Source organism: Paenibacillus sp. P46E (assembly GCF_001909095.1).
Taxonomy (GTDB): Bacteria; Bacillota; Bacilli; order Paenibacillales; family Paenibacillaceae; genus Paenibacillus_AQ; species Paenibacillus_AQ helianthi.
In genome coordinates this window covers 58,397-81,696 of the sequence record NZ_LVYZ01000077.1, presented here as the reverse complement: position 1 = coordinate 81,696, position 23,300 = coordinate 58,397, and the positions used below count along the sequence as shown (strand labels likewise).

The following is a 23,300-nucleotide window of genomic DNA, read 5'->3' as shown; positions in this document are numbered from 1 at the left end:
AGTTTCAGAGAATAATCATTGCAGGATCCGCTATAACTATTGCGCCAACAGATCAGGAGGTTACAGATGAGTGACCCTTATGAGCTTCGTTATGACCCCATCCAGAAAGATTTCCTCTATCTGCACAGGACTACTACTTATAATATGGGGACCTTCTATCACCGCCATGAAGCCTATGAGCTGTACTTGTTTCTCCGCGGCAACGTCAACTTCTATATTGAGAACAGCTGTTACCGTCTGGAGCCCGGCGATTTGCTTGTGATGAACCCGGAAGAAATGCACCGTTCCTTTAGCCTCGATGAGACTGAATATGAACGGATCACCATTAACCTTCAGAAATCCTATTTGCATCGTCTCTCTACTCCGGCAACTCATTTATCCGCATGCTTCGACTTCCGGCCTAAGGGAAAAGGTAATATCGTGCATTTGGAGGACGCTCAGCTAGAGCAATTCCTGCAGTATGCAGGTGAACTGGAGAGAGCACTAGCTTCTGAAGCGTATGGAACGGATATTCAGGCCAATTGCTGCATCGCTCAACTATTAGTTCTGACCAATACCGTTTTTCAAAATGCCAGCTTTATTCCTACAGATATTATGCCGGATCTGGTCCGCAAGACGATGGATTATATCGAAGCGCATCTTGCGCAGGACATCACACTTGATCAGCTTGCCGGCACTTTTCATTTGAACAGCACCTATATCAGCCGCCAGTTCAAGAAGCATACAGGGTTAACGCTCCGTTCATATATCCTAGACCGCCGTATCGCACTCGCTAAATCCTGTCTCTCCGAGGGGCTCAGCATTACCGAAGCCTGCTATCAATCCGGTTTCAGTGACTATGCGAATTTTATCCGCAGTTTTACCAAGACCGTGGGGATGTCACCCGGCAGGTTCGCCAAGTCATAACTCCCGGCTGATTGTTTATCAGTCAGTACCTGCTCTGATCAAGTCATGTCATCCCGAAGCGCGTCAATAATATTTTCTTTTTTTATCTTGCTAATGGCATACAGCATTGTAATGAACACTACAAAGAACACGCCGAACACGCTGATTCCAGCACTGCCCCAAGGGAACACAAAATCGATATTGTCCGCCCCACCGCCCATCCCTTTGTAAATCAGCCAAGAAGAGATTGCCGCTATGGGAAGCCCGAAGATTAGCGCCCTCATGCCATAAAAGGCGCACTCGAAATTCATCATCTTTTGGAAATCGCGTTCAGACATCCCCACAGAGCGGAGCATGGCAAGCTCCCTCCGGCGCAGCTTGATATTGGTGGAAATGGTGTTGAACACATTGGCAACCGAAATCAGCGAGATCATAATGATAAAAGTATAAGCAAACACGTTGGTTATGAATATCATATTGCGGTTCTCATCAAGCGCTTTAGAAACATTGTACAGGGTATAACTGGATTTAATGCCCGCACCCTTAATCATCGCTTCCATTTTTGCTGCCGACTGTATGGAAGTTTTTGAGCGAAAGGTCATGCCCTTAATCGCCACATGAGTATCGGGGGTTTCAAACTTTTCTTTAAGCGAATAGGGGGCCATCACCCTAAAAATGAACGGATGATTCGACCCGGACTTTTCCAGGATCGGGAGTGTATCAGGCGGCACGGTATTAACAAACTTAACGCTTACGTTCCGCCCCTCTTCCACCTTCGGTTTGCCATTGGTTTCGGGAGCAATGGTAAAATTCATGGAAGAACTCTTGAACATATCCGTAAACTCGTCAAGCTCATGCTCCCCATTGGCTTTCATGTGGCTTGTTATTTTGGCAACGGCGATTATTTTCGCATTGTGTCCGGTATATTCTTCTGCGGGCAAGTTCAAGCCTTTGATAATATTCAGATAGGCGCTGTCATCAAGAAACTGGAGATCGATCGGCAGATTAACCGTTTCGTCCGGCGAATGTGAACCCTGGGATTCCCAGTAAGAATCTGAAAGGTCGCTTGCTTTGGCGGCAGATGAAACCTTCATAAGCGCTTGATACGAGCTCTCGTAAACACCGCCTACGGTTTTAAGTTTGTCGTAGAGCGGTAACATTTCGCTATCGGCCATATCCTGTGTGGCAACACCGATGTCATAGGTAGTAAACACTACTGCCCGCCCCGACGCCTGTTTCAAATCCGTTACAAAAGCACTGGTCGATATAAACAGCACTACGCTTAAAACAAGTGATAGCACAATGCTGCGATAGCGTTTCTTGTTTCTTTTAAAATTCTTTAACGCAAGGGTTCCCTCCAAACCGTAAATACGCTGTGCCAGTTTTGACGTTTTCACGGCTTTGGATTCTACTTTGACCTCGTTCGTCTGGCGGATACTCTCCATAACGGGAGTGCTTGCAGCCTTTCGAGCCGGAAGATAGGCCGATACCAGAATGGTAACCATGCTTACCGCCACTGCAACAACAATTACGGGGATGGACACTGTCAAGGTTAAGGGTACGTTGCTGTACATAATGTTCCCGAATTTCCTGGCGACGACGGAAATCACAAGCCGGATACTGCCTATGCCGGTAATAACGCCAACCGGTATGCCGACCGCACCAATGCAAAGTCCCTCAAACAGCACTGAATTTCGCAGCTGCCTCGCTGTGGCTCCCACCGACGAGAGAATCCCGAACTGATGCGTGCGTTCGTTCAGGGATATGTTGAACGAATTATAAATCAGAAAAATCGATCCTAGCATGATCAGGGCAACCAAAATACCGCCCACCGAGTAGATAAGCGTGTTGAAAACAGTATCGTCCGAAAGACCTATGAAGCGTAACACATTATCGTTTAGGACATAAGCTTGGCTTCCGGCTGTTTTGCTTACATAAGCATGAACACCACGCGGGTTCTTAAGCGTGACAAATAGGTTTACGCTGTCCGCATGGTCCCCCGCATCTGCTCTCGTTATCAAGGTATATCCCGGCGCGGAAGGTTCCTCAAAACCGGGTATATAGTAGGTACCGACCACCGTGTAGGTTCTCTTGGCTTTTGGCACAAGTGTTTCTTTCCCGGAAATGTAAGGGGTGTGTTGACCGAGATTCTTGTTGCCATTCATGCGGCTTCCGACAGCAAGTGAAAGCGTGTCACCCTCCGCGAATTTAACTCCGCCGTTAGCTCCAACGCTCATCGAAACAAGAATCTCACTATTGTTATTCGGCAATCTGCCTGAAACCAGGGTTACGGGCAAGGTATCAAAGGCTTTCTTGCTAAATCCGGCCATAAAAAGATAGGGCTTTTGGGGATTTTTCCCTCCGTCAAGTTTTGCATAGCCGATATTATCAAATGTTGCAGTGTTTGCAACACCCTTGTCGAGCGTTCGTTCCTGTGCGAAAGAGGAATCAACGTTCAAGAACTCGACATGCCAATCGCCGTATTTCTGGGTCGCGCCGTTTACCATATAGTTCAGCAGAGAAACGCCAAAGGTGGCGACGGCCGTGATCATGGCGGCGGACAGAATAACTCCGATAATCGTGACAATCGTCCGGGTACGGCTTTTTTTCATGCTTTGCAGGGTCACTTTGTTGAAAATATTCATGGTCGTACCCTCTCGTCTCGCACTACTTTACCATCTGAAATGCCGATAATGCGGTCTGCTTGCAGGGCGATATTTTCGTCATGGGTGACGAGGAGCAGGGTCTGCCCATATTTTTGATTGCTTTCCTTCAACAGTTTGACGATTTCATGTCCATTCCTGCTGTCCAAACTGCCCGTAGGTTCATCGGCAAGCATGACCGCCGGGGCGTTCATCAAAGCACGTCCTATGGAAACGCGCTGTTGCTGACCCCCCGATAGCTGATTGGGTAAATGCGTTTCCCGGTCTTTTAGCCCAAGCAGTTCGAGCAAGTCATTCAGCCGTTCCCCGTTAACCTTCCGCTTGTCCATCAGGATCGGCAAGGTGATATTTTCCACCACATTCAGAGTGGGTATAAGGTTGTGAAACTGGTAGATCAGCCCCACCTGCCGTCTGCGGAAAATGGCGAGTTTTTCATTGTTTTGGGCATATACATCCTGTCCGTTCAAATACACTTTTCCGCTTGTCGGCACATCCACGCCTCCGATGATATGAAGCAATGTCGATTTGCCGGAGCCGGAGGAGCCGATGATTGCGGTAAACTCCCCTTTTTCGATGGTAAGCGAAACATGGTCAAGTGCGGTAACCTGATTTTCGCTCTTGCCGTAGGTTTTGCATAAATTCTCAATTCTTAAAAACTCCATTATGTGAGTCTCCCTTCTGGTGCTTTACTCATATAATAGAACCTTCAACTTACATCTCTGTGACTTTCAGGTGAGAGATTCGTCACTTAGGGAAACGAATGGCAAATATCGCGCCGCCCTGCGGGTGGTTTTTTGCGGTAATCGTCCCCCCCTGCCGTGTTATGATCATCTTGCAGAGAGAAAGTCCAATCCCGTATCCTGTAGCGTTTGGGCTTTTTCCACGATAGAACCTGTCAAACAGGCAAGGTAAATCTTCTTTTTCAAAGCCCGCACCGCTGTCGTGGATGGCAATCTCGGAAAACAATGGGGTGTCCGTGCAGACAATCTCAATCTTCCCGTTCTCGCCTGCGCTTTCCATACAATTTTTGAGGATATTCTGAATCGCTTCCGAAATCCAACCTGAATCACCCTGAATAATCATCCCTTGCGGTGCATTTATTTGTACATCCATACCGTGCAGTTCCATTGGGATTAGGAGCGGGCGAAGCGCGGTGCAGATCAAGTGATTTATATCTATCGGCTCGCTTTGGAACACCACAATGCCCGCGTCCAGGCGGGATAATTTCAATAGGGAAGTAATCAGCCAATCCATCCGCACAAGTAATTCCTCTGTTTCCCGTACAAATGCTTTCCGCTCGTTATCATCAGGGGTATTTGCTAACAATGACAGAATGAGGTTCACGGATGTGAGCGGCGTTCGGAGTTGGTGGGCGATGTCGGCCAGCGAATCGGCAAGATGTTCTTTTTCTTTTGTCAGCGCGTCGTTCTGCTCCCGGATTCGCAACGTCATTTTTGTTATCTCGCTGTGCAGAATCGACAGTTCGCCCTCATCCGATTCACCAATATACAGGTGGTCAGCATTATGAAGGACACGGTCGATTTGATTTGAAATTCTTGCAATGCTTATGTATCGGGCTTGGGTAAACACGAAAAACGCTGTGCCAAAGGCGGCGGCAGAAGCTATGGACAGGATTCCCGCCGCAGCATTGATTGTAAATCCCACTATTACAGTGGCGGCAGCCAGCAAGCAGAACCAAATGACAAACTGCCCAAACTCTTTATTTCGAAGCATATTCGCCACCCAATCTATACCCTGTCCCGCGAACGGTCAGAATGATCTGCGGGCTGGCCGGGTCGTCCTCTATCTTCTCCCGCAAGCGTTTGATATACACGGTCAGTGTATTGTCGTTGACAAACTCACCCGCCGCGTCCCATAACTCGTCAAGCAGCCTGCCCCGCGTGATAATACTTTTTGGGCTGTTAATAAACACCAGCAACAGGCGGTATTCTAATGCTGACAGAAAAACCTCGCCGCCGTTTTTTTTCACAATTCCGCTTGCCATGTCGACGTGAAGCCCGCGAATTTCAAAGTCCGGCCCGGAACGCCCGCTTTTTCGCAAGGCGGTTCCAATTCGCGCAATCAATTCACGCGGACGAAAGGGCTTGGTGATATAATCGTCCGCTCCCATGTTCAGACCGGTAACCACACTCGCTTCATCACCGGAAGCCGTCAGAAAGATAACGGGAATATCCCCTGTTTCTTTGATATCCGTGCAGACCGTAAAGCCATTTCCGTCAGGCAATGAAATATCGATCAGCGCCAAATCAAATTTATTCCCGGAAAGCGCGGCAAGGGCTTCACTCCGCGTAGGGGCGTGAGTAACTGTAAATCCCTCCGAGCGAAGCAGAAGTACAAGGTTTTTGGCGATTGCCTTATCGTCCTCAACCAAAAATATCCGTGGCATTAGTGAGACCTCCGTTTGTGTGTTAGACCGAATGCATATTACATCTGTATTAAAAGGTTGTCAATACTATAGAGCACGCAGGGCAATTGTGGCTTATAGGCTTCCCGTATACAAAAAACGCAAGCCTTCTTAGAGCAGAAGACTTGCGTTACAGAAAATGAGGATGCCCATAATGGGGAGGCTGTGCTTCCAGGCATTAGCTTTTAATAAGCTCTGTAGGGTTCATGCCGGTTATTTTCTTGAACAGCGTGCTGAAGTAAGGAATGTTCTTATAGCCGACCCGTTCCGCCACTTCATAGACCAGCATTTTCCGCTCTATAAGCAGCTCTCGTGCTTTCTCGATGCGAACCCGGGTCAAATAGTTATTGAAGGTCTCACCGGTAATATTTTTGAAAATAATGGATAAATGGTTCCGTGAAATGAAAACCTTATCCGAAAGCTCGGCGAGTGTCAGTTCTTCTGCATAGTGTTCATGAATGTAACTGGTCATAAAGTCGACAACCTGTCTATGCTTGCTGCTCCCTTTCCATTGCCTGCTGCTGCAGATCCTGGTGATTTTGTCCATCAGCCAGTTTGCCAGCTGATCGGGTACGATCAGGCTGCTGATCTCCTTGGCAATCTGGTCATTGGTAAATAGGTCATCGAGTACAAACCCCGATTCATATAAAGAGTAGGTTATAATTCCCCACAGTTCACTTCCAAGCATTTGTACGTATCCCTGTGATATCCCCTCTTGCTTCTTCATTTCTGTAATATAATCCAGTACCAGCTGGTGGGCATCGTCTTCCTGTGAAGCCTTCATCGCGGTCGCCAGTTTATACGAGAATTTGACTGGAAAAAGGGCCACAGTTCCTTGTTCACTGCTGCTGTTCTCCCGGTATCTATACACTTCATGTGCGGAAGCGACCCTTAATGCTCTTTGGTCCATGGCCCGAAATGCTTCCTCCGTCGAGTCGGAGAGCTTCGTCCAGGCATCCTTCACTCCCCCGATCCCTATCCGTGTCACCAGCTTAAGATAACCGCCGATACTGTCATTCAGCCTGATCCCCAGTTCCTCCAGTTTATTCTCTAACTCTTCGGGATACTCTGGACCCGGATGAATAATCAATAATGACCGGGTACTATGCAGTTCTGTGTATTCCAGCTCCGGGAACAGCTTACGTGCTACTTCACAGGCAATATTGCTTACAGCAAACCGGAACAAGTTCCAGTCGGAGACGGATAAACATCTGGCCCGTTCATCACGGATCAAGTCGATACCGACCGTGACATGCTTGCGTTCCTGCCAATACAGGTATGACGGCGGAAGACGCGTGCTGTCTTTGTAGGCATGGTCCAGGGTTCCGACAGCTGCTGAACGAACCCACTCCTTTTCAACCAAAGGCTCATACAGCGTCATTTTGCACTCGATCTCCCACTGCCTGGCCCGCTTCTCCTCCTCCTCTTCAAGCTCCTGGATGACTTTGGTTAAGATCGACTTTAGCGTTGGCAGACTGATTGGCTTAGAGACGTAGTCGCTCACCTGAAACCGTAGCGCCTGTCTGGCATGCTCAAAGTCTGAATAACCGCTAAAGATGATGATTTTCCCCTGAAAACCTTCCTGCCTAAGCTGCTCCATCATATCCAGACCGCTCATTACAGGCATATAAAGATCCGTGATCACAATATCCGGACAGGCATTGCGGATCATCTCCAGCCCGTCCTCCCCGTTCAAAGCCTCTCCAACCCATTCAGCCCCTAAGTCATCCCAGGGAATCGCCCGTTTCATCCCCTTCAGGACTTGGCGTTCATCATCAATGATTGCAATTTTCCACATTACCCCTACCTCCTTAAAATCGGTAAGTACCGAAGCATGACGATATTTACTCTTAACTGAATTTTGAGAATTAATCGTTCTTGCTAGGAGGTTCTGTCAACAGAGGCAGCAACATTTCCACCCTTGTTCCACCCTCTTCACGTTCACTAAGCGTTATACCATAGCTTTCCCCGAAATACCCGGCGACCCTCTCTCTCACATTGCGTATACCATAGCCGCCTGTATGACGTTTATGTGGGCTGTGACCGGTCTGCTTCAATCCGGCTCCGTTATCCTCTATGACAATGTGCAGGGCATCCCCGGTTCTCTTCATTTCGATAGATACATAGCCGCTGCGCTGCTTGTTGAATCCATGAACGATGGAATTCTCCACGAACGGCTGCAGCGTAAGCTTCGGAATGTATAGCTGCTGCAGTTCGGACGCCGCCTTAATCCGGTAATCCAATCCATCCCCCCAGCGTAGCTGCTGGATTTCGAGATAACACTCTATATGGTGCAGTTCATCTGCTATCTTGATAAAGCTATTGCCGTTGGATAGACCGATCCGAAACATACGGCCCATCAGCTCCAGTATGCGGCTAAGTTCATTTTGTCCGGCCTCAATGGCCATCCAGTTGAGTTGATCCAACATATTATACAGAAAATGGGGATTAATATTGGCCTGGAGCGCCTCAATTTCGGCTTTCCGCTGCTGTTCGTAACGGCGTTCAAGTGAGAGATACAGTTCTTCAATCCGTTCGTTCTGCTTGCGGTAGCCGGAGAATAAATAACCGAATTCATTCTCATAATCGAGCGGAAGTTCGACATTATCGCCTCCTACGGAATACATGCGCATCGCAGTGACCAGATGCTTGATCGGCTTTGTAAACTGCTTGCTTAAAAAATGGGTCAGGAGCAATACCAGCAGCACTGCAGCGATACCGATCAGACCAATCCACTCCGCCAGCTTCAGGCTGCTTGCCGTGATCTGTTTCCAGGACGTGAACTCGATTAAGGTCCAGATGGAATTATCCATTCTGGAATAGACAAGCAGCGTGTCGCGGGATCCGCCGGTTGCCGGGATATGGACATAACCCGATTTATTGCTTTTTAGATCAATCCACCGGGAATAGTTATTCGGGTCCAGCGTATCGCCTATTTTCATAATTTGCTGTCCTTGACTATCCGCCATGATCCGGTTAGAGCCGTCAGAGTTGCCGGTTAGCAGCTTCCGGATCTCATTAGCCTTGATGTGGACGACAAGGACACCTAGGTAGTCATTCTCATCTATTATTTTTCTGGAAAAGCTGAGCACCGGAACCTCACCCTGCGCACTGGGGAATTTATACTCTTTGGACCAGCAAAAGTCGCTTTTCTCCAGACAACCGGCCCCTACCTGCTTGTTCAGATCCGCAAGGTTCCGGAACTGGATGTAGCTTTGCCGTTCACTTTGAATAGGATTATCCATATACAGGTCAATCCCTTGAATCAGCGGAATCGCATAGGTCAAATTCGCGAGCGCACTTTCTACACCTGCACGGCTGCGGTATCTCTCAAATTCATCCTGCCTGTTCAAGAGAAAATTAATCAGCTCGCCGTCACGGGAGCTGGACAATGAAATCTGCTCAATCATAACCAGCCGGGTTGTAATTTCATTATTCAGCTCATCCAGCAGCTGCTGCTGGTAATGGGAGGTAGTCTGTACGAGCGACTTGGAGGAATTGCTGTAGCTCGTCCATGCTGTAATAACGATTACCGCAATCAGGACGATGGCAAAGCTGTGAAAAAACAGACGGTCGATTCTATATTTTTTAAAAGGGTTGGTCACCTGCTCTACCTTCCTTCGGGCTCCTGTTCAGACACAGCAAACGGTAAAGCTGCGAAGGGCATTCGGCGCTTTACCGTTAACGGACGGATGTTTTTTTATATCTTATCCTTTAATTCCTGTTGTCGCAATCCCTTCAACGAAATACTTCTGAAGGAACATGAAGACGATGGTTGCCGGAAGAATGGACACCAGTGACATGGCAAGGAGTTGGCCCCATTCCTGGGCGGACTGGGAATCATTGATCATGCGAAGCGCCAGGCCGACCGTATACTTGTCTACCGTGTTGATGTACAGAAGATGTCCCAGGAAATCATCCCAATTCCACAGGAAGCAGAATATCGTCACGGTTACGATTGCCGGAAAGGCAAGCGGCATAACGACTCTCCAAAAGATACCGAACCAGGAGCACCCGTCAATTTTAGCCGATTCGTCTAATTCTCTTGGAACACCGCGTATAAATTGAATCAGCAGGAAGACGAAGAAGCTGCCGCCTGCCCCCCCAGCGAGCAGATGGGGAATGATAAACGGGAGATACGTATTCACCCAGCCCAATTGGTAAAACAGTGCGTATTGAGGGATTATCAGTACTTGTCCAGGCATCATTAAAGTCAGCATCAAGATGGAGAACCAGAAGTTCTTGAGCGGAAAATCCAATCTGGCAAAACCGAAGGCAACCAATGTGCAGGATAGCAGCGTTGCTATGATTACAGCAAATTCTAGTCCAAAGGTATTGAGATAGAAATCCGTAAACGTATGACCTGGAACCGAATTCCAGCCTTTGGTGAAATTGCTCCACTGCAGGGTAGACGGGAAAATAGACGCTGAGTTAAGCTCAGTGCTGTTTTTCAGGGAAGCACCGACCCACCAAAGAACCGGATAGACCATAATAAGGCTGAAGAGGATCATGAACAGATGACGGAGAGCCGGCTTGAATTGTAGTGTTGTCATTTACGTTTTTTCCCTCCAGTGTCTGTTTCATAGAATACCCAGTACTTCGAGGTATACGAGATCAGAACCGTTGCCGCAATAATTCCAACCAGCATAATCCATGCCAGAGCCGAAGCATAACCCAGCTCGTAACGGCTGAACGCCCGTTCGTACAAGTACATTGCGTAGACATAAGTGGAGTTCATTGGACCGCCGTTCGTAATTACAAATGCGGAAGTGAACATTTGAAAGGCGCCGATGACGGCCATAATCAGGTTAAAATAGAGAATCGGCGACAGCATCGGCAGGGTGATTTTGAAGAATTGGGTTACCTTGTTAGCCCCATCCACAGAAGATGCCTCGTAGAGATCGTTTGGAATCTGCTTCAGGCCTGCCAGAAATATAACCATGGTGGACCCGAATTGCCAGACCGTCAGCAGAATCAGCGTACCAAGCGCTGTATCGGGGCTTGTAATCCAGCCTTTCCCTTCAAAGCCAAAGATGCCAATCAGTTTGTTGAAAACTCCGTCAACACCAAAAATGTTGCGCCAGAGCAGCGATACCCCAATACTCCCTCCGATAAGTGAAGGAAAATAAATCGCCGTGCGGTAGAAGCTGATTCCTTTGACCGCCTTACTCAGGATCATCGCAACAAAGAGCGCCGCTATAAGCTTAAGAGGCACGGAAGCCAGCACATAAGTGAAGGTTACCTTAGCAGATTGAATGAATTTGGGGTCCGCTGTAAAGATGCGCTCATAATTGCGGGTCCCAATCCACTTCATCGGCTGCATTAAAGTGTAGTCGGTGAACGAATAGTACAGGGATAAGAATAACGGATACGCCGTAAGCGCCAGAAACCCGATCAGCCAGGGCGAAATAAACATATAGCCTGCAAGCGGAGCGTTCCATCTGCTTCGAAAATAGGAGCTTTTTTTCGACTTGACAGCAGGTTGGGCTACAGTGGCTGTGGAATGGTTCATCTGTGGTCACCTCTTGTGGTCAATTTTTATACTTTAAGTATATAATCCGCACATCGCCTGCTAAAGGAGGGGAATGCTCGAATTCTTTCAAAATATAACGATAAAAAAGAAGCGGTATTCACCGCTTCTGCATGATAGTGATCTTTAATAAATAGTTCTCCCCCTTTGATCGGCAATTCCGCTTTTCCGGAGAAAGTACGTATTGATCCGGTCCCTCCAGTCTTTGGCATGATCCGCCTGCTCCGCCAGACGGTCTGCTACCTGCCTATACGCCTGTTCATCCACATGTTCCTTCATAAGCTTCCATGCAGTCGCCAGCCCGTCTGCCCGTTCCGCACCTTCAAAATGTGTATCATAAATATGCTGGATCACCGTCTTGCCGGAATGCAGAACATGAGTGTAAGGGACATGGTGAAAGAACAACAGTAGCTCATCCGGACAACTCTCAAGCGACTCGTAGTATTCCATGTTCATAGGGGCATATTGGGAGGTATACCCGGTCCCGGTTGCAGAGGTGCGGTCAACACCAATACCATAACAATCTGCGAAGTGATAAGTACCCCACATTGAATATTCATATCCATCCACATTCGGGCCGTAGTGATGGTCAGGATTGACCATAAACCCGACGCCCAGCGGGGCTGTATACGCTTCATAAATCTTCCAGGAGTTCATAAGGATATCTAGTAAAGTCTGAACCAACAGCTCATTGGTGCCAAAGGTGAGTGTAATCCATTCCACAGCCATTTTCTCGGCAGACAGCTCCGGATTCCAGGCCAGACGGCCATAACCGAACAGATTTGCCTGTGCCAGCAGATGGCCTGTCCAATTGGTGTCATTTCCAATATTGGAGACGGCGGCAAAGCCGCTGTAGGCATTGCCGTGAACACTTCCATCTACAATGCGCTTAACCGTAGTTCCTTCTCCACGAAGATGTGTATCAAAGTTCAGAATCTCTTTCCACTGCGGCACCAGATAGCACACATGGCGTTGCTGTCCGGTATACTCCTGGGCAATCTGAAATTCGATCACTTGATTCGTATGCGGCATAGCCCCCAGCAACGGAGAGACAGGCTCTCTGACCTGAAAGTCAATGGGCCCATTCTTCACCTGGAGAATGACATTGTCCATGAAGCGGCCATCCAGCGGCTGGAAATGGTCAAAAGCCGCCCGCGCACGATCTGTTGTACGGTCGCGCCAGTCCTGCTTGCAGTTATACACGAAGCAGCGCCAGATGACGATGCCGCCATGCGGCTTCAGCGCCTCAGCCAGCATATTGGCGCCGTCGGTGTGATCTCTTCCGTAGGTGAACGGTCCCGGACGGTTCTCCGAATCAGCTTTGACCAGAAATCCTCCGAAATCAGGAATGGCTGCATATACTTCCGAGGCCGCGGCGGTCCACCATTCACGTACGCCGGCATCCAGCGGATCTGCCGATGACAGGCCGCCAAGCTCAATTGGGCTGGCATAATTAATACTCAGGAACAGCTTGATAGCATAAGCGCGAAAGACCGCAGCCAGCTTCGCCACATCCGGCAGGAATTCCGTTATTAGGCGGCTCTCCACCCGGTGAACATTGACATTATTAATCGCGATGGCATTGATTCCGCTGGAGGCCAGCAGGCGGGCATAATCCTGGATACGCTGAAGATTGCCCACTATCTTGTTATTCTCATAAAATATCGATTCCCCGGCATATCCCCGCTCCACACTCCCGTCCATATTGTCCCACTGGTTGATCATACGCAGCTGATTTACAGGGTTCTCAAGAATATTCAAATTGTGGACAGAGCCCCCTGTACCCATGATCCGCAGCAGATGAAATACTCCATATAATATCCCCGGGGATGTAGCGGCTCCGATGGTAATGTTACCAGTAAGATTGTCCGTATGAATCGCGAAGCCCTCCGGTTGAATCGTACTGCTTATTTCTTCACTGAATACATCATCTACCCTTGCCCCCGTCCCGAAGGTTCCTATAATGACACTAGGAGTTTTCTGAGTTTCCCCCGAGACAGACACTATTCCTCCTGTGATTCCCTCCAGGACTTGAGTCAACTCGTTCACTGCCGAACGAATAACAATATCATCTCCCGCAGCCACAACAATATGGTCATATCCCGCATAAGAATTGACATTTGCCCCCGGTGTGATCCGGCGGTACTGTAGCCAGGCCAGATATCCGTCTCCCGGGTGATACAATATAGAATTACTCATCTATAACCCTCCCTATCCCTACCGATATCATGCAAGGCCCGGAACTAGGTTGTTCCGGGCCTTGCTTGCTGAATTATTTTTCGTAAGATTGCGATGCTTCTTTCAACTGCTCAAAGGCTTTCTCCGGCGTTACTTTTCCAAAGCTGAGCTGATCCCGGACAAGCACCCAGTCTTTGTCAATAAAGTTCGTCCAGCCGCCTGCTCCAGCCGACCAGGTCTGGCCATCCTTTTCAGTAGCACGGAGGAGTTTTAATCCAACCTTATCCAGATCACTCATGCTTGCTTCCAGGGCAGCAGAAATTTCCTTGTTCGCCGGCAGGCCGCGGAATGTTTGCAGAATGTCACCCGCCTCCTGGGCATTCACGAACCAATTGATGAACTTTTTAGCTTCTTCAGCATGCTTGGAGTTTTTGGAAACGGACAGATACATCGATGGTTTCAGCCATCCGCCTGCTTGTTCAGCACGCGGCATGGTTACAAGCGCGTAAGCGCCTGGTTTAATACTGTCCCAAGTCCCCAGGTTATTGGAGAAGCTGTACCGGAATAATACTTTGCCTGCTGCCATCAAGTCCATTTGCGGATCATTTTCCTTATCGGATGCGTTTACATCTGCCGGAGGAACCAGTCCATCCTTCCGCAGCTCTTCAAACTTCTTGGTCCATTCCAAGAAGGTAGCCTGATCTACGTTGAAGTGACCCTCATCCGTGATAACCTGACCTTTACCTTTGGCATATTGGTAGGCCGAATACATAAAATAGTTGCCTGCATAGTCCAAGGTAAAATATTGTCCTTTTGGCAGTTTCGATTTGGATTCCTTGGCTAAAGCGAAGAAATCATCCCATGTCCATCCATTAGCCGGATTCGCAATCCCGAGCTTATCCATAGCGGCTTTGTCATACACCATACCGAACGCTACCGAACCCAGAGGAACAGCATATTGCTTGCCGTCAAGCTGGCCACCGGCCAGTAATTTTGCATCGAACTTACTTACATCAACCTCAGGAGCCAGCTCAGTTAATTGCTTGCGTGACATCCAGTCCGGCATCCAGCCCGGATCGAGCTGAATGATATCCGGTGCATTATTCGCTGCAGCTTGAGTAGATAATTTGTCCAAGTATCCATCCATACCGGAATACTCCGGTTCAAACGTTACATTCGGATTATTCTTTGTATACAAGTCCAGTGCTGCCAGAGTAGCCTCGTGGCGCGGCTGAGACCCCCACCACATAATACGCAGCTTGACAGGTTCATTGCTTGGTGCAGCCGTTGCAGCAGTATTAGTGCCGGCAGGCTCAGCGGTAGATTCCGCATTGTTATTTGTCCCGCCGCCGCATGCTGTCATCGTCCCCAGCAAGGCTGTCATGGCCAAGACTGTAAGAGAACGCTTCCATTTCAACATCTTTAACCCTCCAATTGAAATCTGTATTGTCTTGCTACACCGTTATAGTAACAATTATGAATTGAAGTTCATATAAGAGCGATGCACGATTTATTTTAAAATCTCACGGAAATAAGATTTGGAAGTATTTCGGAGGAGGCAGAAACAGGGTTGTCCCATAAGCCATCAAAAATGGCTGGGACACTTCCTCTTTGGGTAGTGGATAGACGGTTCTGCTTGGTGAGGACGCTCCGTGAACGAAACGTTGTTCAATCGGGAAATTAAACGCAAAGCAGCGATCCTCCAATACCGGGAGAATCGCTGCTTTGCTCACTTATTGTGGTTTTAAGAATGATGAGAACTGAATACCCAATTTTGGGACAGCCACGTTACAAAAATTACAAATATATGAATGGCTCCTTCGCATCTACAAAGGTAACCGTGAGGCTGCCGACCAGTGGTTTCAGCCATTCCGCCATATACTTCATGCCCCATTCCTCGGACCTTTCATGGCCAATCACAATCATTGCTTTGTTCATGCCGAGCATAGAAGCATCATTTACATAAGCGCATAACGTCCATTCCGTAATATCACCGCAAATCATCACATCCAGATCCTTTTCCTGCATAAGCTCCATTGGCATTTGTTCCCTGCCCAGCCCGAGGCTTCCGCCTCCAACCAATACCCCTATGCGGGCGCATGCAGACTCCGGATTCCCTACGATCTGAATGACCTTCATTCCCAGCCTCTGTTTCAGGAAGCCTGCCAGCGCTCCAACCGTGGTCTCTTCGATCTGATACCCCCAGGAATCGTTCCCGTCAAGTTTCTTGTCCTCCCATTCCAACTCCTTGAGAAGACCATCATAAATCCTGTCCGTATCCGCTAAATGCATGTGGTCATGGAATCTCCAGATCACAATCCCGTTATCCTCAATCCATTGCCGTTTGGCCAGATACACAGGGTCGTTCTGAAGCCAGTCCAAGGTGTCCATTCCTGTATAATAGGTGGGCTCATGGGTGATAATCAAATTTGCGTTGATGGCAATAGCTTCCCGGATGACATCAACGGTCGCCATAAACGTAGTAACGATTCCTGTCACTTCCATGTCCTCATGGCCGCTCGCGAGCACATCACACGTCTGCTCCAGCTTGCGGCCGCCGCAGCAATCAAGCAAAATCCGGTCGATAACCTCCTGCACTTTCATAAGCTCGTTCTCCTTTCATTTCTCTCCTCAGCCTTTGACTGCACCAATCACAACACCACGGGTCAAGTATTTCTGCATAAAGGGCAGTACGAACAGTACCGGCACAATGCCCAGAACCGCCATTGCCATCCGCACAGCTGTGCTTGGCAGCTGTGCGGCCTGCGCCCCGAGCACACTGCTGGCCTGACCGGAGTTAAGGAATTGAATGTTGTTCATCAGCTGCATCAGCAGATTTTGAATCCCGTATAATTGCGGTTTGGATACAAAATACAGCGCGTTGATCCAATCGTTCCAATAAGCGAGTCCCATAAACATACCGACAGTTGCCATAACCGGCATAGACAAGGGAAGCATGATCCGAAAAAAGGTCCGCAGTTCTGACGCGCCATCGATCTGGGCAGCTTCAATGATTTCCAGCGGTACATTGTTTTTGAAATAATTCCGCACCAGCAGTACATTGAAGCCGTTGGACAGCAGATTGGGAAGGATCAGCGCGAGCAGGGTGTTTTTAATATGGAAATATTGCGTCCACATAATATATGAAGGTACGATTCCTCCGCTGAACAGCATGGTGAAGAACACGATAAATGCCAGCACATTGTGATACTTGAAATCTCTCCGGGACATGGGATAAGCTAACATGCTTGTTATCAGAAGTCCAATTACAGTTCCCATTATCGTGACAGCAAATGAGACCCCATAGGCTCTGACGAAAGTGTATGCTGCAGATTTGATATACAGGTACGCTTCAAAACTCGTGTGCTCCGGGAAAAAGCTGTATCCGTTTCGAATCAAAGTCGTTTCATCGGTGAACGATGCAATCACAATCAGAAGGAATGGTAAAAAGGCAAAAACCGTCAGCAAGATCATCACGATCGCAGAAAAAACAGCAAACGTTCGTTCTCCTCTTGTTTGTATCATCCGTATTTCCTCCTAGAACAATGCGTTTTCTGGATTAACCTTCTTGACGATGGTATTGACCGTAAGAACAAGCGCAAAGCCGACCAGTGATTGATATAAGCCGGCTGCGGCTGACATTCCTATATCATTCAGCTGCATCAAGGCGCGGTAGACATACGTGTCAATCGTTTGTGTGGTGCTAAACAGCGCTCCAGAGTTCATAGGAACCTGATAGAACAGTCCGAAGTCAGAGTTAAAAATCCGCCCCATGGACATCAGCACCAGTACAATGACTGTCGGCTTCAGCAGCGGCAAAGTAATCATACGGATCTGCTTCAGCTTGCCGGCGCCATCAATTTTGGCAGACTCATAGATGCTCTTGTCGATTCCGGCAATGGAAGCGAAATAGACAATGGAGCCGTAGCCTGCCGTTTTCCAGATCTGAATCAAAACCAGCAGATAAGGCCAATACTTCGGCTCCGAATACCAGTTGATCTCTGGAAGACCGAGCGGACGAAGAATAGAATGATTCACAAAACCGCTATCTGCATTCAGAAAAGCGAAGACGAGCAATGAAAGGACAATCATCGAAATCAGATTTGGAAGAATTAAGCCTGTCATAAAGAACTTCGAGTACACTTTATTCAGCAGCTCCGACATGAGAATGGCAATGATAATCGAAACAATCGTCCCGAGCGCGATAAATACCAGGTTGTAGAGAAGGGTATTTCTGGTCATAATCCAGGCATCGCTGGTCTGGAACAGAAAGGTAAAGTTCTTCAAACCGATCCAGTCACTGCCGAAAATGCCCTTCGCGTAATTGACATCCTTGAATGCGATAAACACCCCGAACATGGGAAAATAGCTGTTAATGATAAAGTAAAGCAAACCTGGAGCAGCTAAAATCAATAAAGGAAGTGTTTTTTTGAGAGGCTTTGATTTAGCTTTGGCTGTCATGTTGGATTCACCTCCATTGTTGAAGGCAGAGCTTCTATTGGCGGCTCTACCTTCAACAAGCTTATAGGAATAATTATTTTTGCGCTGCAAGCCATTTATCCAGCTGTTCCTGCTTGCTGTCAATGATCGCCCCAGCGCCCGCATCTTTCAGCGCACTATTGAATTTTGGAATAATCGTCTCCGGGTCTACCGAGCCGCTAACAAGAGCAGGCAGAAATTGGCTTACTACGTTGTTCACAGCACTCATCTGCGTTTTCACCGGGCTTTGATCAAAGATAAATCCGAAATAAGGTGATCGTTCCGTATCCTTGTTTTCCTTAAGCTTCAGTTCAATATCCGACCAGTTGATTCCCTCGAACTGGTACTGAAGGGACTCAGAACCTACGATTCCTGAACTCAGCATCGCTGTGTAGGGTACTGTATTAGCGTCCTTGCCTTCCGGGAATTTCACATGATGCTCATCAACCTTCAGGTAATCCTCCCCTTCAACCCCATAGAGAATGGTATTGATCAGCTCTGTATCGGTATACAGCAGGTTCAGGAATTTAACAGAGGCTTCCGTTTCTTTAGAGGTGCTGGATACCATCCAAGTTACAGAATTGACGGCACTTGTATCGAAATAGAACGGGGCAATTCGTTTGGTCTCCATTTTTTTGCCGGCTTGCGCACTCAGGGTTTTGCCCACCTCCATACCGCTGTAGCCGCCAAGGAAGGAGAAGCCGCGTCCGGAAGATACCATCTCCATGGCGTTCACCGTAGTTGTTGCAGTATCCTTCTGCAAATAACCCGCATTGTACCAGTCTCTCATCATCTTAACCCCGTTTTTGAAAACATCGGATTCATAGAAATTAACGACCTTTCCGTTGTCACCGATTACGACACCGACTCCGGTTGTATCTGTCAGGTAATCTACCTTGCTCGCACCTTTCATCAGGTTAACAAGTCCCGTATCTGTCGGATTCACATTAATCGGGCCAAACGGAACCACATCCGGTGACTTCTTCTTAACGGCAGCGAAGACGGCAGGCAGATCCTCCACCGAATGAATAGTGTCAGCCGAAACACCTGCATCTGCCATCATATCGGCGTTGTAGATGATATTCGTAGGCAAAGCCATCCCTTTATTTACCGGAATCCCATAGATATGCCCATCCATCGTTGTGGTTTTGAGAATATCCGGTCCGAAATCCTTATCCAGAATTGCAGTCATTTCTTTACCATACTCGGGGAGAAGTTTTTCAAGCGGAGCCACCTGACTTTTGGACACATAGTTGGAGAATTGTCCGAGAGTAGTGAAGATATCCATTTTCTCTCCGCTCTGGAGCGCCAGGTTGACTTTCTGGGCATAATCAGCCGGACCATATAGACGGAAATCCACTTTGACTCCGATTTTTTTGGTTGTGATTGCATTGATTGCGTTCGTCACCTTGCTCAAATCATCGGGAATCCGGTTGAAGGACGGCAGGGCAAATACGATTTCAGCAACTTTTGCATTGTCATTCCCGGAATTCTTGGCCGATGTATTCGAATTGCTGCCGCAGGCCGAGAGCAGTGAACCGCATACTACCATGGACAACAACAGTGAGCCTAACCCCTTTTTATTTTTCATGATGATGCCTCCTGTTCTGTAATTTCACTTTCATTGTACTTCTTTGGAGGATTGCAGGCTTTCAAAAAGACGGGCTGTTTTTTCGAAAAACCGTACTGCAGCAAGAAGCTCCGCTTCTCTGTGGAAAAGCGGAGCTTCCTGCTATCTAGCCGTTTTGTGCTTTGAACGATAGGCTATCGGTGTTTCCCCTGTCAGTTTTTTGAATACCGTCGAGAAATAAGAAATCGTATCAAATCCGGCGTCCATAGCAATCTCGCCAATGCTGGCCGTGCTCTCAATGAGCATTTGCTTCGCGGTTCTTATGCGGAAGTCGTTCAAGTACTCCTTGACCGTCTGCCCGGTCTCGTTCTTGAATACCTTCGCCAGATAATCCGCTGTCAGATATACGCTTGCAGCGACATCCTCACGACTGAGGTCCTGTCTGTAATTTTCCTGGATAAATCGCTTCGCTCTCTCGACAACCCCTTCGGACTGCAGGACTTCTTTGATAGAATCCACCGTTTTGTCCGTAAGCGCCTGAGCCCACTTCATGAAGTCAAATACACTGCTGTCGGCTTTCTGGGCCAAGCTTTGAGTCACATCGTCGGCAAATAACCGGTGCGCCTGAATATGCTGCCTCGAGAGAAGGGAATAGACCACTTGCAGGAAGTCCTCCCGGATCGAATGAAGTGTCGTTGAATCCAGCTTATTCAAGCTTGTCAGCAATTCCAGCTCTTTCTTCAGCCGGTTAACAATCTGGACCTTCTCCTTCTGGACAAACAACAAGGTGAAAAGCTCCATATCAAGGGTAAAGCGGTCCGTAATATCATAATGAAAAGGTTCATTCGGCAAATGTACTTTCCCTCTGAAAATGATATTGGACTCATCCAGCTGCTCCAGCTCTGTTTTGACCTGTGAGAGTCCTGAGACCGCTGTTTTCTCACTGAAATAACAGGTAGCCGTACACTTCAAATATTGCCTGCACATCAGAATAATATTCTCTGCGCTGTCCTTCAGCCACTTCTTATCGAGCTTACTCTCAATAAGGATTGCATTGTAGAACACTTTATCTGCTTGATAGGCAATAATCCGTCCTAAACTCACCTCAGTGATGAGAATTTCAGAAATCAGGTTAGAGAGTGCATATTGGAAGATACTCTCGTCCCACTCACTCTCGATCTGTGAACGCGGAACACTTACGAGTAGCAGAATATATTCCGTATGGACAGATAGAGATAACTCGCGTTTCTGGACTTCACTCTGAATAAGATGGATACGGGGAGACAAAGTGGCTGTCAGCACATCACTCCAGAATCCTCTTTCGACCACATCTTTGTTCTTCAGCCACGCAAGCCCCATCTTACTGTATTCGCCCATCATCATCTTTTTCTTCAATGTATCTATGGACTTCCGCAGCGCCGCTTCCAGCTCCTGCTTATCCAGCGGCTTGACCAGATAAGAGTCAGCGTCGTACGAGATCGCCTTGGAAGCAAAGCTGAAGCTCTCATGACAGGTTAAAAATATAAAACCTCCTTCATAGTGGCGGTCTCTAGCCCACTTGATCATATCAATACCGGAGCCTCTCGGCATTTCGATATCGCAAATGATTACATCAGGCTCGACGTTATCGAATAATTGTTTCGCATCCTGTATGTTATGAGCGGTCTGCACCTCGGTTATTCCAAATTCATCCCAATTCACAATACCGAGCAGGGCTTCAACTGTAGGTATATCATCATCAATCAACATACAACGCATATTATCCCCCCTACAACTTTGGGTGGCCGGATTCAGGTACGGGTATCCACATTTCCACTCTTGCACCAGACGTCTCTGCATTAGAGAGCTTGAGCAGGTCGTCACGCTTGTAGAGCAGTTGCAGAGTTTTGCGGATATTGGCAATGCCGACCCTGCCCCCATCCTCCATTACCTCCTCGATCTCCGCCTTGCTTAGCCACTCCGAAGAGAAGCCTCCTCCGTTATCCTCAATCACAATACTGACAAATGGTTTTCCGTCTCTTGTCTCTGAACGCACTCGTATGAAGATCGATAGCATTTCTTTATAGAACATCGCGTGCTTGAACGTATTCTCAACAAAAGTCTGGATCATAAATTGCGGAATGGGCACTTGGCGGGCTTTATCATCCATCTCGATCATGAAAAACACTTGGTCCGGATACCGGATTTCTTGCATCCTTATATAATTTTCAGCGTGCTTAATCTCTTCCTCCATTGAGACTTCCACAAGACCTCCCTTAAACATATATCTGAGATGCTCCGAGAGGCAGTGAATCATCCGCCGTATTTCTTCATTTTTATTGTGATACGTCAAGCTGGTTATCGTCGAGATCGCATTCAGAAAAAAGTGGGGCCTGATTTGCATCTGCAGATATTTGATTTCCGCGCGGCTGATTTCGATCTGTTCTTCATAGGATTGAATCTTCAGATCCTTGATTTCACTAACCATGGATTCGAGTGCATGGAACAGCTTCATAAACTCCAGGGAGTACGGTACACCCTGAGGAACCTGGTATTCCAGCTGCCCCTGTTCAACTACCTTGGCCGCCTTCACCAACTCGAGGATCGGCTTCAGCACATCCCTTGTTAAGAACCTCAGTACGAGCGGTACAATGATAGCCGAAAGAACCGCCAATAAGGCGATGCCCCACTGAATAAGCTTCAATCCCGAGAACAGGCCTCCCTTGGCTACCATATTTGTGATCTGGCCAAACTCTTCAATCGGTTCGGAAATAATCAGAAAGCTGCGCTGATACTCTTTCGTTAAGCTGCCCAAGGTCGTATCTGCCTCTTTCAGGACGATATTATTTGCAGATAAAATGCTCCCCTCTGTATTACTCAATACATAACGGTTATGATCATTGCTCCCCCTGTCTACCATCGCTAAGAGTGTGTCCGCTTTGACTAACGTTCCAAAGCTGACTTGGGAATAGGTGATATATTTGAACAAATAATAATCACCCTGGACCTGGAACACCTTCCATTCATCACTTTCATCAGCTGGACTGGAGCTGAACTTGTGCATATTTAGAAAATCAACCAGAGCGAGCTTATCCCCGGATGGAATCCGGCTGCTGAATTGTTCCAGCACGAGCTCTCCGGAAAGTCTGATAAACATGCCATCACTGGAATAATCGTTCGCCATTTTTGCCAGCAGGTTATTTTTGAGCTGCTGCACTTTGAAGTACCGGCTGCTCTCATCCAGGCTGGCTACATTCACAGCGGCATCAATGTTATTATCGAACACCTCAATTAAGTCTTTGGAGAAATTGTTGAAGTTATTATGGATGTTAGCCTGATAGAGGGCAAGCGTATTACGCGAGCTGGTTAGTGCATTGCTTCGTACAACTTCCAGGGAGTAAATATTGCTCAGAACAAGGATGGACAACAGGATCGCAAGAATAACTGTCATCTGCAACGAAAACTTGAACACGATACTGTTTGTTCGAATCATACCACCATTTCTTCCTCCCCGGAATCCAGCAAGCCCCTGAGCCGATATATTCTCGATCGGACCCAGGGGCATACTTATATTAGACTTTCAGTTATTTA

General features: G+C 47.8%; 17 protein-coding genes. 1 reads left to right on the top strand and 16 read right to left on the bottom strand.

What is annotated here, in order from left to right; genetic code table 11:
- Positions 1 to 66: 66 nt before the first annotated feature.
- Positions 67 to 906, top strand: a complete 840-nt coding sequence (locus tag A3849_RS27545) for an AraC family transcriptional regulator (protein WP_074114273.1) — start codon at positions 67 to 69, stop codon at positions 904 to 906.
- A 38-nt stretch (positions 907 to 944) separates the two neighbouring features.
- On the opposite strand, the gene A3849_RS27540 is transcribed toward A3849_RS27545, so the two are convergent.
- The 16 genes from A3849_RS27540 to A3849_RS27465 form a co-directional block, all read right to left on the bottom strand.
- On the bottom strand, positions 945 to 3,530 hold the full coding sequence (locus A3849_RS27540; protein WP_074114272.1) for an ABC transporter permease: 2,586 nt from the start codon (positions 3,528 to 3,530) through the stop codon (positions 945 to 947).
- Positions 3,527 to 4,210, bottom strand: coding sequence for an ABC transporter ATP-binding protein (locus A3849_RS27535; RefSeq protein ID WP_074114271.1), 684 nt, complete (start codon positions 4,208 to 4,210; stop codon positions 3,527 to 3,529). Before A3849_RS27535 ends, A3849_RS27540 begins: the two co-directional genes overlap by 4 nt.
- A gap of 82 nt (positions 4,211 to 4,292) precedes the next feature.
- Complete coding sequence (locus A3849_RS27530) at positions 4,293 to 5,282, bottom strand: sensor histidine kinase (protein ID WP_074114270.1); 990 nt, start codon at positions 5,280 to 5,282, stop codon at positions 4,293 to 4,295.
- Complete coding sequence (locus tag A3849_RS27525) at positions 5,269 to 5,955, bottom strand: response regulator transcription factor (RefSeq protein WP_074114269.1); 687 nt, start codon at positions 5,953 to 5,955, stop codon at positions 5,269 to 5,271. Before A3849_RS27525 ends, A3849_RS27530 begins: the two co-directional genes overlap by 14 nt.
- A 196-nt stretch (positions 5,956 to 6,151) precedes the next feature.
- Positions 6,152 to 7,771, bottom strand: coding sequence for a response regulator (locus A3849_RS27520; RefSeq protein WP_074114268.1), 1,620 nt, complete (start codon positions 7,769 to 7,771; stop codon positions 6,152 to 6,154).
- A gap of 70 nt (positions 7,772 to 7,841) precedes the next feature.
- Positions 7,842 to 9,578, bottom strand: coding sequence for a cache domain-containing sensor histidine kinase (locus tag A3849_RS27515; protein ID WP_074114267.1), 1,737 nt, complete (start codon positions 9,576 to 9,578; stop codon positions 7,842 to 7,844).
- Positions 9,579 to 9,680: 102 nt separating this feature from the next.
- Entirely contained in the window at positions 9,681 to 10,526 is an 846-nt protein-coding gene (locus A3849_RS27510) for a carbohydrate ABC transporter permease (RefSeq protein WP_074114266.1), read from the bottom strand.
- Positions 10,523 to 11,485, bottom strand: a complete 963-nt coding sequence (locus A3849_RS27505) for a carbohydrate ABC transporter permease (RefSeq protein ID WP_074114265.1) — start codon at positions 11,483 to 11,485, stop codon at positions 10,523 to 10,525. The genes A3849_RS27510 and A3849_RS27505 overlap by 4 nt, the downstream gene beginning before the upstream one ends.
- Positions 11,486 to 11,629: 144 nt before the next feature.
- The gene (locus A3849_RS27500) at positions 11,630 to 13,702 is read right to left on the bottom strand and encodes an alpha-glucuronidase family glycosyl hydrolase (protein ID WP_074114264.1); all 2,073 of its coding nucleotides are present in this window, start codon (positions 13,700 to 13,702) and stop codon (positions 11,630 to 11,632) included.
- Between the two features lie 73 nt (positions 13,703 to 13,775).
- Entirely contained in the window at positions 13,776 to 15,101 is a 1,326-nt protein-coding gene (locus tag A3849_RS27495; protein WP_074114263.1) for an ABC transporter substrate-binding protein, read from the bottom strand.
- 377 nt (positions 15,102 to 15,478) lie between these two features.
- Positions 15,479 to 16,285: a Nif3-like dinuclear metal center hexameric protein gene (locus A3849_RS27490; RefSeq protein ID WP_074114262.1), complete on the bottom strand. Its 807-nt coding sequence runs from the start codon at positions 16,283 to 16,285 to the stop codon at positions 15,479 to 15,481.
- Between the two features lie 27 nt (positions 16,286 to 16,312).
- Positions 16,313 to 17,206: a carbohydrate ABC transporter permease gene (locus tag A3849_RS27485; protein WP_074114261.1), complete on the bottom strand. Its 894-nt coding sequence runs from the start codon at positions 17,204 to 17,206 to the stop codon at positions 16,313 to 16,315.
- Between the two features lie 12 nt (positions 17,207 to 17,218).
- Positions 17,219 to 18,142: an ABC transporter permease gene (locus A3849_RS27480; RefSeq protein WP_074114355.1), complete on the bottom strand. Its 924-nt coding sequence runs from the start codon at positions 18,140 to 18,142 to the stop codon at positions 17,219 to 17,221.
- A 73-nt stretch (positions 18,143 to 18,215) separates the two neighbouring features.
- The gene (locus A3849_RS27475; protein WP_074114260.1) at positions 18,216 to 19,751 is read right to left on the bottom strand and encodes an ABC transporter substrate-binding protein; all 1,536 of its coding nucleotides are present in this window, start codon (positions 19,749 to 19,751) and stop codon (positions 18,216 to 18,218) included.
- A gap of 141 nt (positions 19,752 to 19,892) precedes the next feature.
- Positions 19,893 to 21,488, bottom strand: a complete 1,596-nt coding sequence (locus tag A3849_RS27470) for a response regulator transcription factor (protein ID WP_074114259.1) — start codon at positions 21,486 to 21,488, stop codon at positions 19,893 to 19,895.
- 10 nt (positions 21,489 to 21,498) lie between these two features.
- Entirely contained in the window at positions 21,499 to 23,202 is a 1,704-nt protein-coding gene (locus A3849_RS27465) for a sensor histidine kinase (RefSeq protein ID WP_074114258.1), read from the bottom strand.
- Positions 23,203 to 23,300 lie beyond the last annotated feature (98 nt).

Coding starts and splice junctions, on each gene's coding strand:
- A3849_RS27545 (WP_074114273.1), top strand. CDS start 67: ATGAGTGACCCTTATGAGCTTCGTTATGACCCCATCCAGAAAGATTTC.
- A3849_RS27485 (WP_074114261.1), bottom strand. CDS start 17,206: ATGATACAAACAAGAGGAGAACGAACGTTTGCTGTTTTTTCTGCGATC.
- A3849_RS27500 (WP_074114264.1), bottom strand. CDS start 13,702: ATGAGTAATTCTATATTGTATCACCCGGGAGACGGATATCTGGCCTGG.
- A3849_RS27505 (WP_074114265.1), bottom strand. CDS start 11,485: ATGAACCATTCCACAGCCACTGTAGCCCAACCTGCTGTCAAGTCGAAA.
- A3849_RS27465 (WP_074114258.1), bottom strand. CDS start 23,202: ATGATTCGAACAAACAGTATCGTGTTCAAGTTTTCGTTGCAGATGACA.
- A3849_RS27470 (WP_074114259.1), bottom strand. CDS start 21,488: ATGCGTTGTATGTTGATTGATGATGATATACCTACAGTTGAAGCCCTG.
- A3849_RS27510 (WP_074114266.1), bottom strand. CDS start 10,526: ATGACAACACTACAATTCAAGCCGGCTCTCCGTCATCTGTTCATGATC.
- A3849_RS27535 (WP_074114271.1), bottom strand. CDS start 4,210: ATGGAGTTTTTAAGAATTGAGAATTTATGCAAAACCTACGGCAAGAGC.
- A3849_RS27495 (WP_074114263.1), bottom strand. CDS start 15,101: ATGTTGAAATGGAAGCGTTCTCTTACAGTCTTGGCCATGACAGCCTTG.
- A3849_RS27540 (WP_074114272.1), bottom strand. CDS start 3,530: ATGAATATTTTCAACAAAGTGACCCTGCAAAGCATGAAAAAAAGCCGT.
- A3849_RS27530 (WP_074114270.1), bottom strand. CDS start 5,282: ATGCTTCGAAATAAAGAGTTTGGGCAGTTTGTCATTTGGTTCTGCTTG.
- A3849_RS27520 (WP_074114268.1), bottom strand. CDS start 7,771: ATGTGGAAAATTGCAATCATTGATGATGAACGCCAAGTCCTGAAGGGG.
- A3849_RS27475 (WP_074114260.1), bottom strand. CDS start 19,751: ATGAAAAATAAAAAGGGGTTAGGCTCACTGTTGTTGTCCATGGTAGTA.
- A3849_RS27490 (WP_074114262.1), bottom strand. CDS start 16,285: ATGAAAGTGCAGGAGGTTATCGACCGGATTTTGCTTGATTGCTGCGGC.
- A3849_RS27525 (WP_074114269.1), bottom strand. CDS start 5,955: ATGCCACGGATATTTTTGGTTGAGGACGATAAGGCAATCGCCAAAAAC.
- A3849_RS27480 (WP_074114355.1), bottom strand. CDS start 18,142: ATGACAGCCAAAGCTAAATCAAAGCCTCTCAAAAAAACACTTCCTTTA.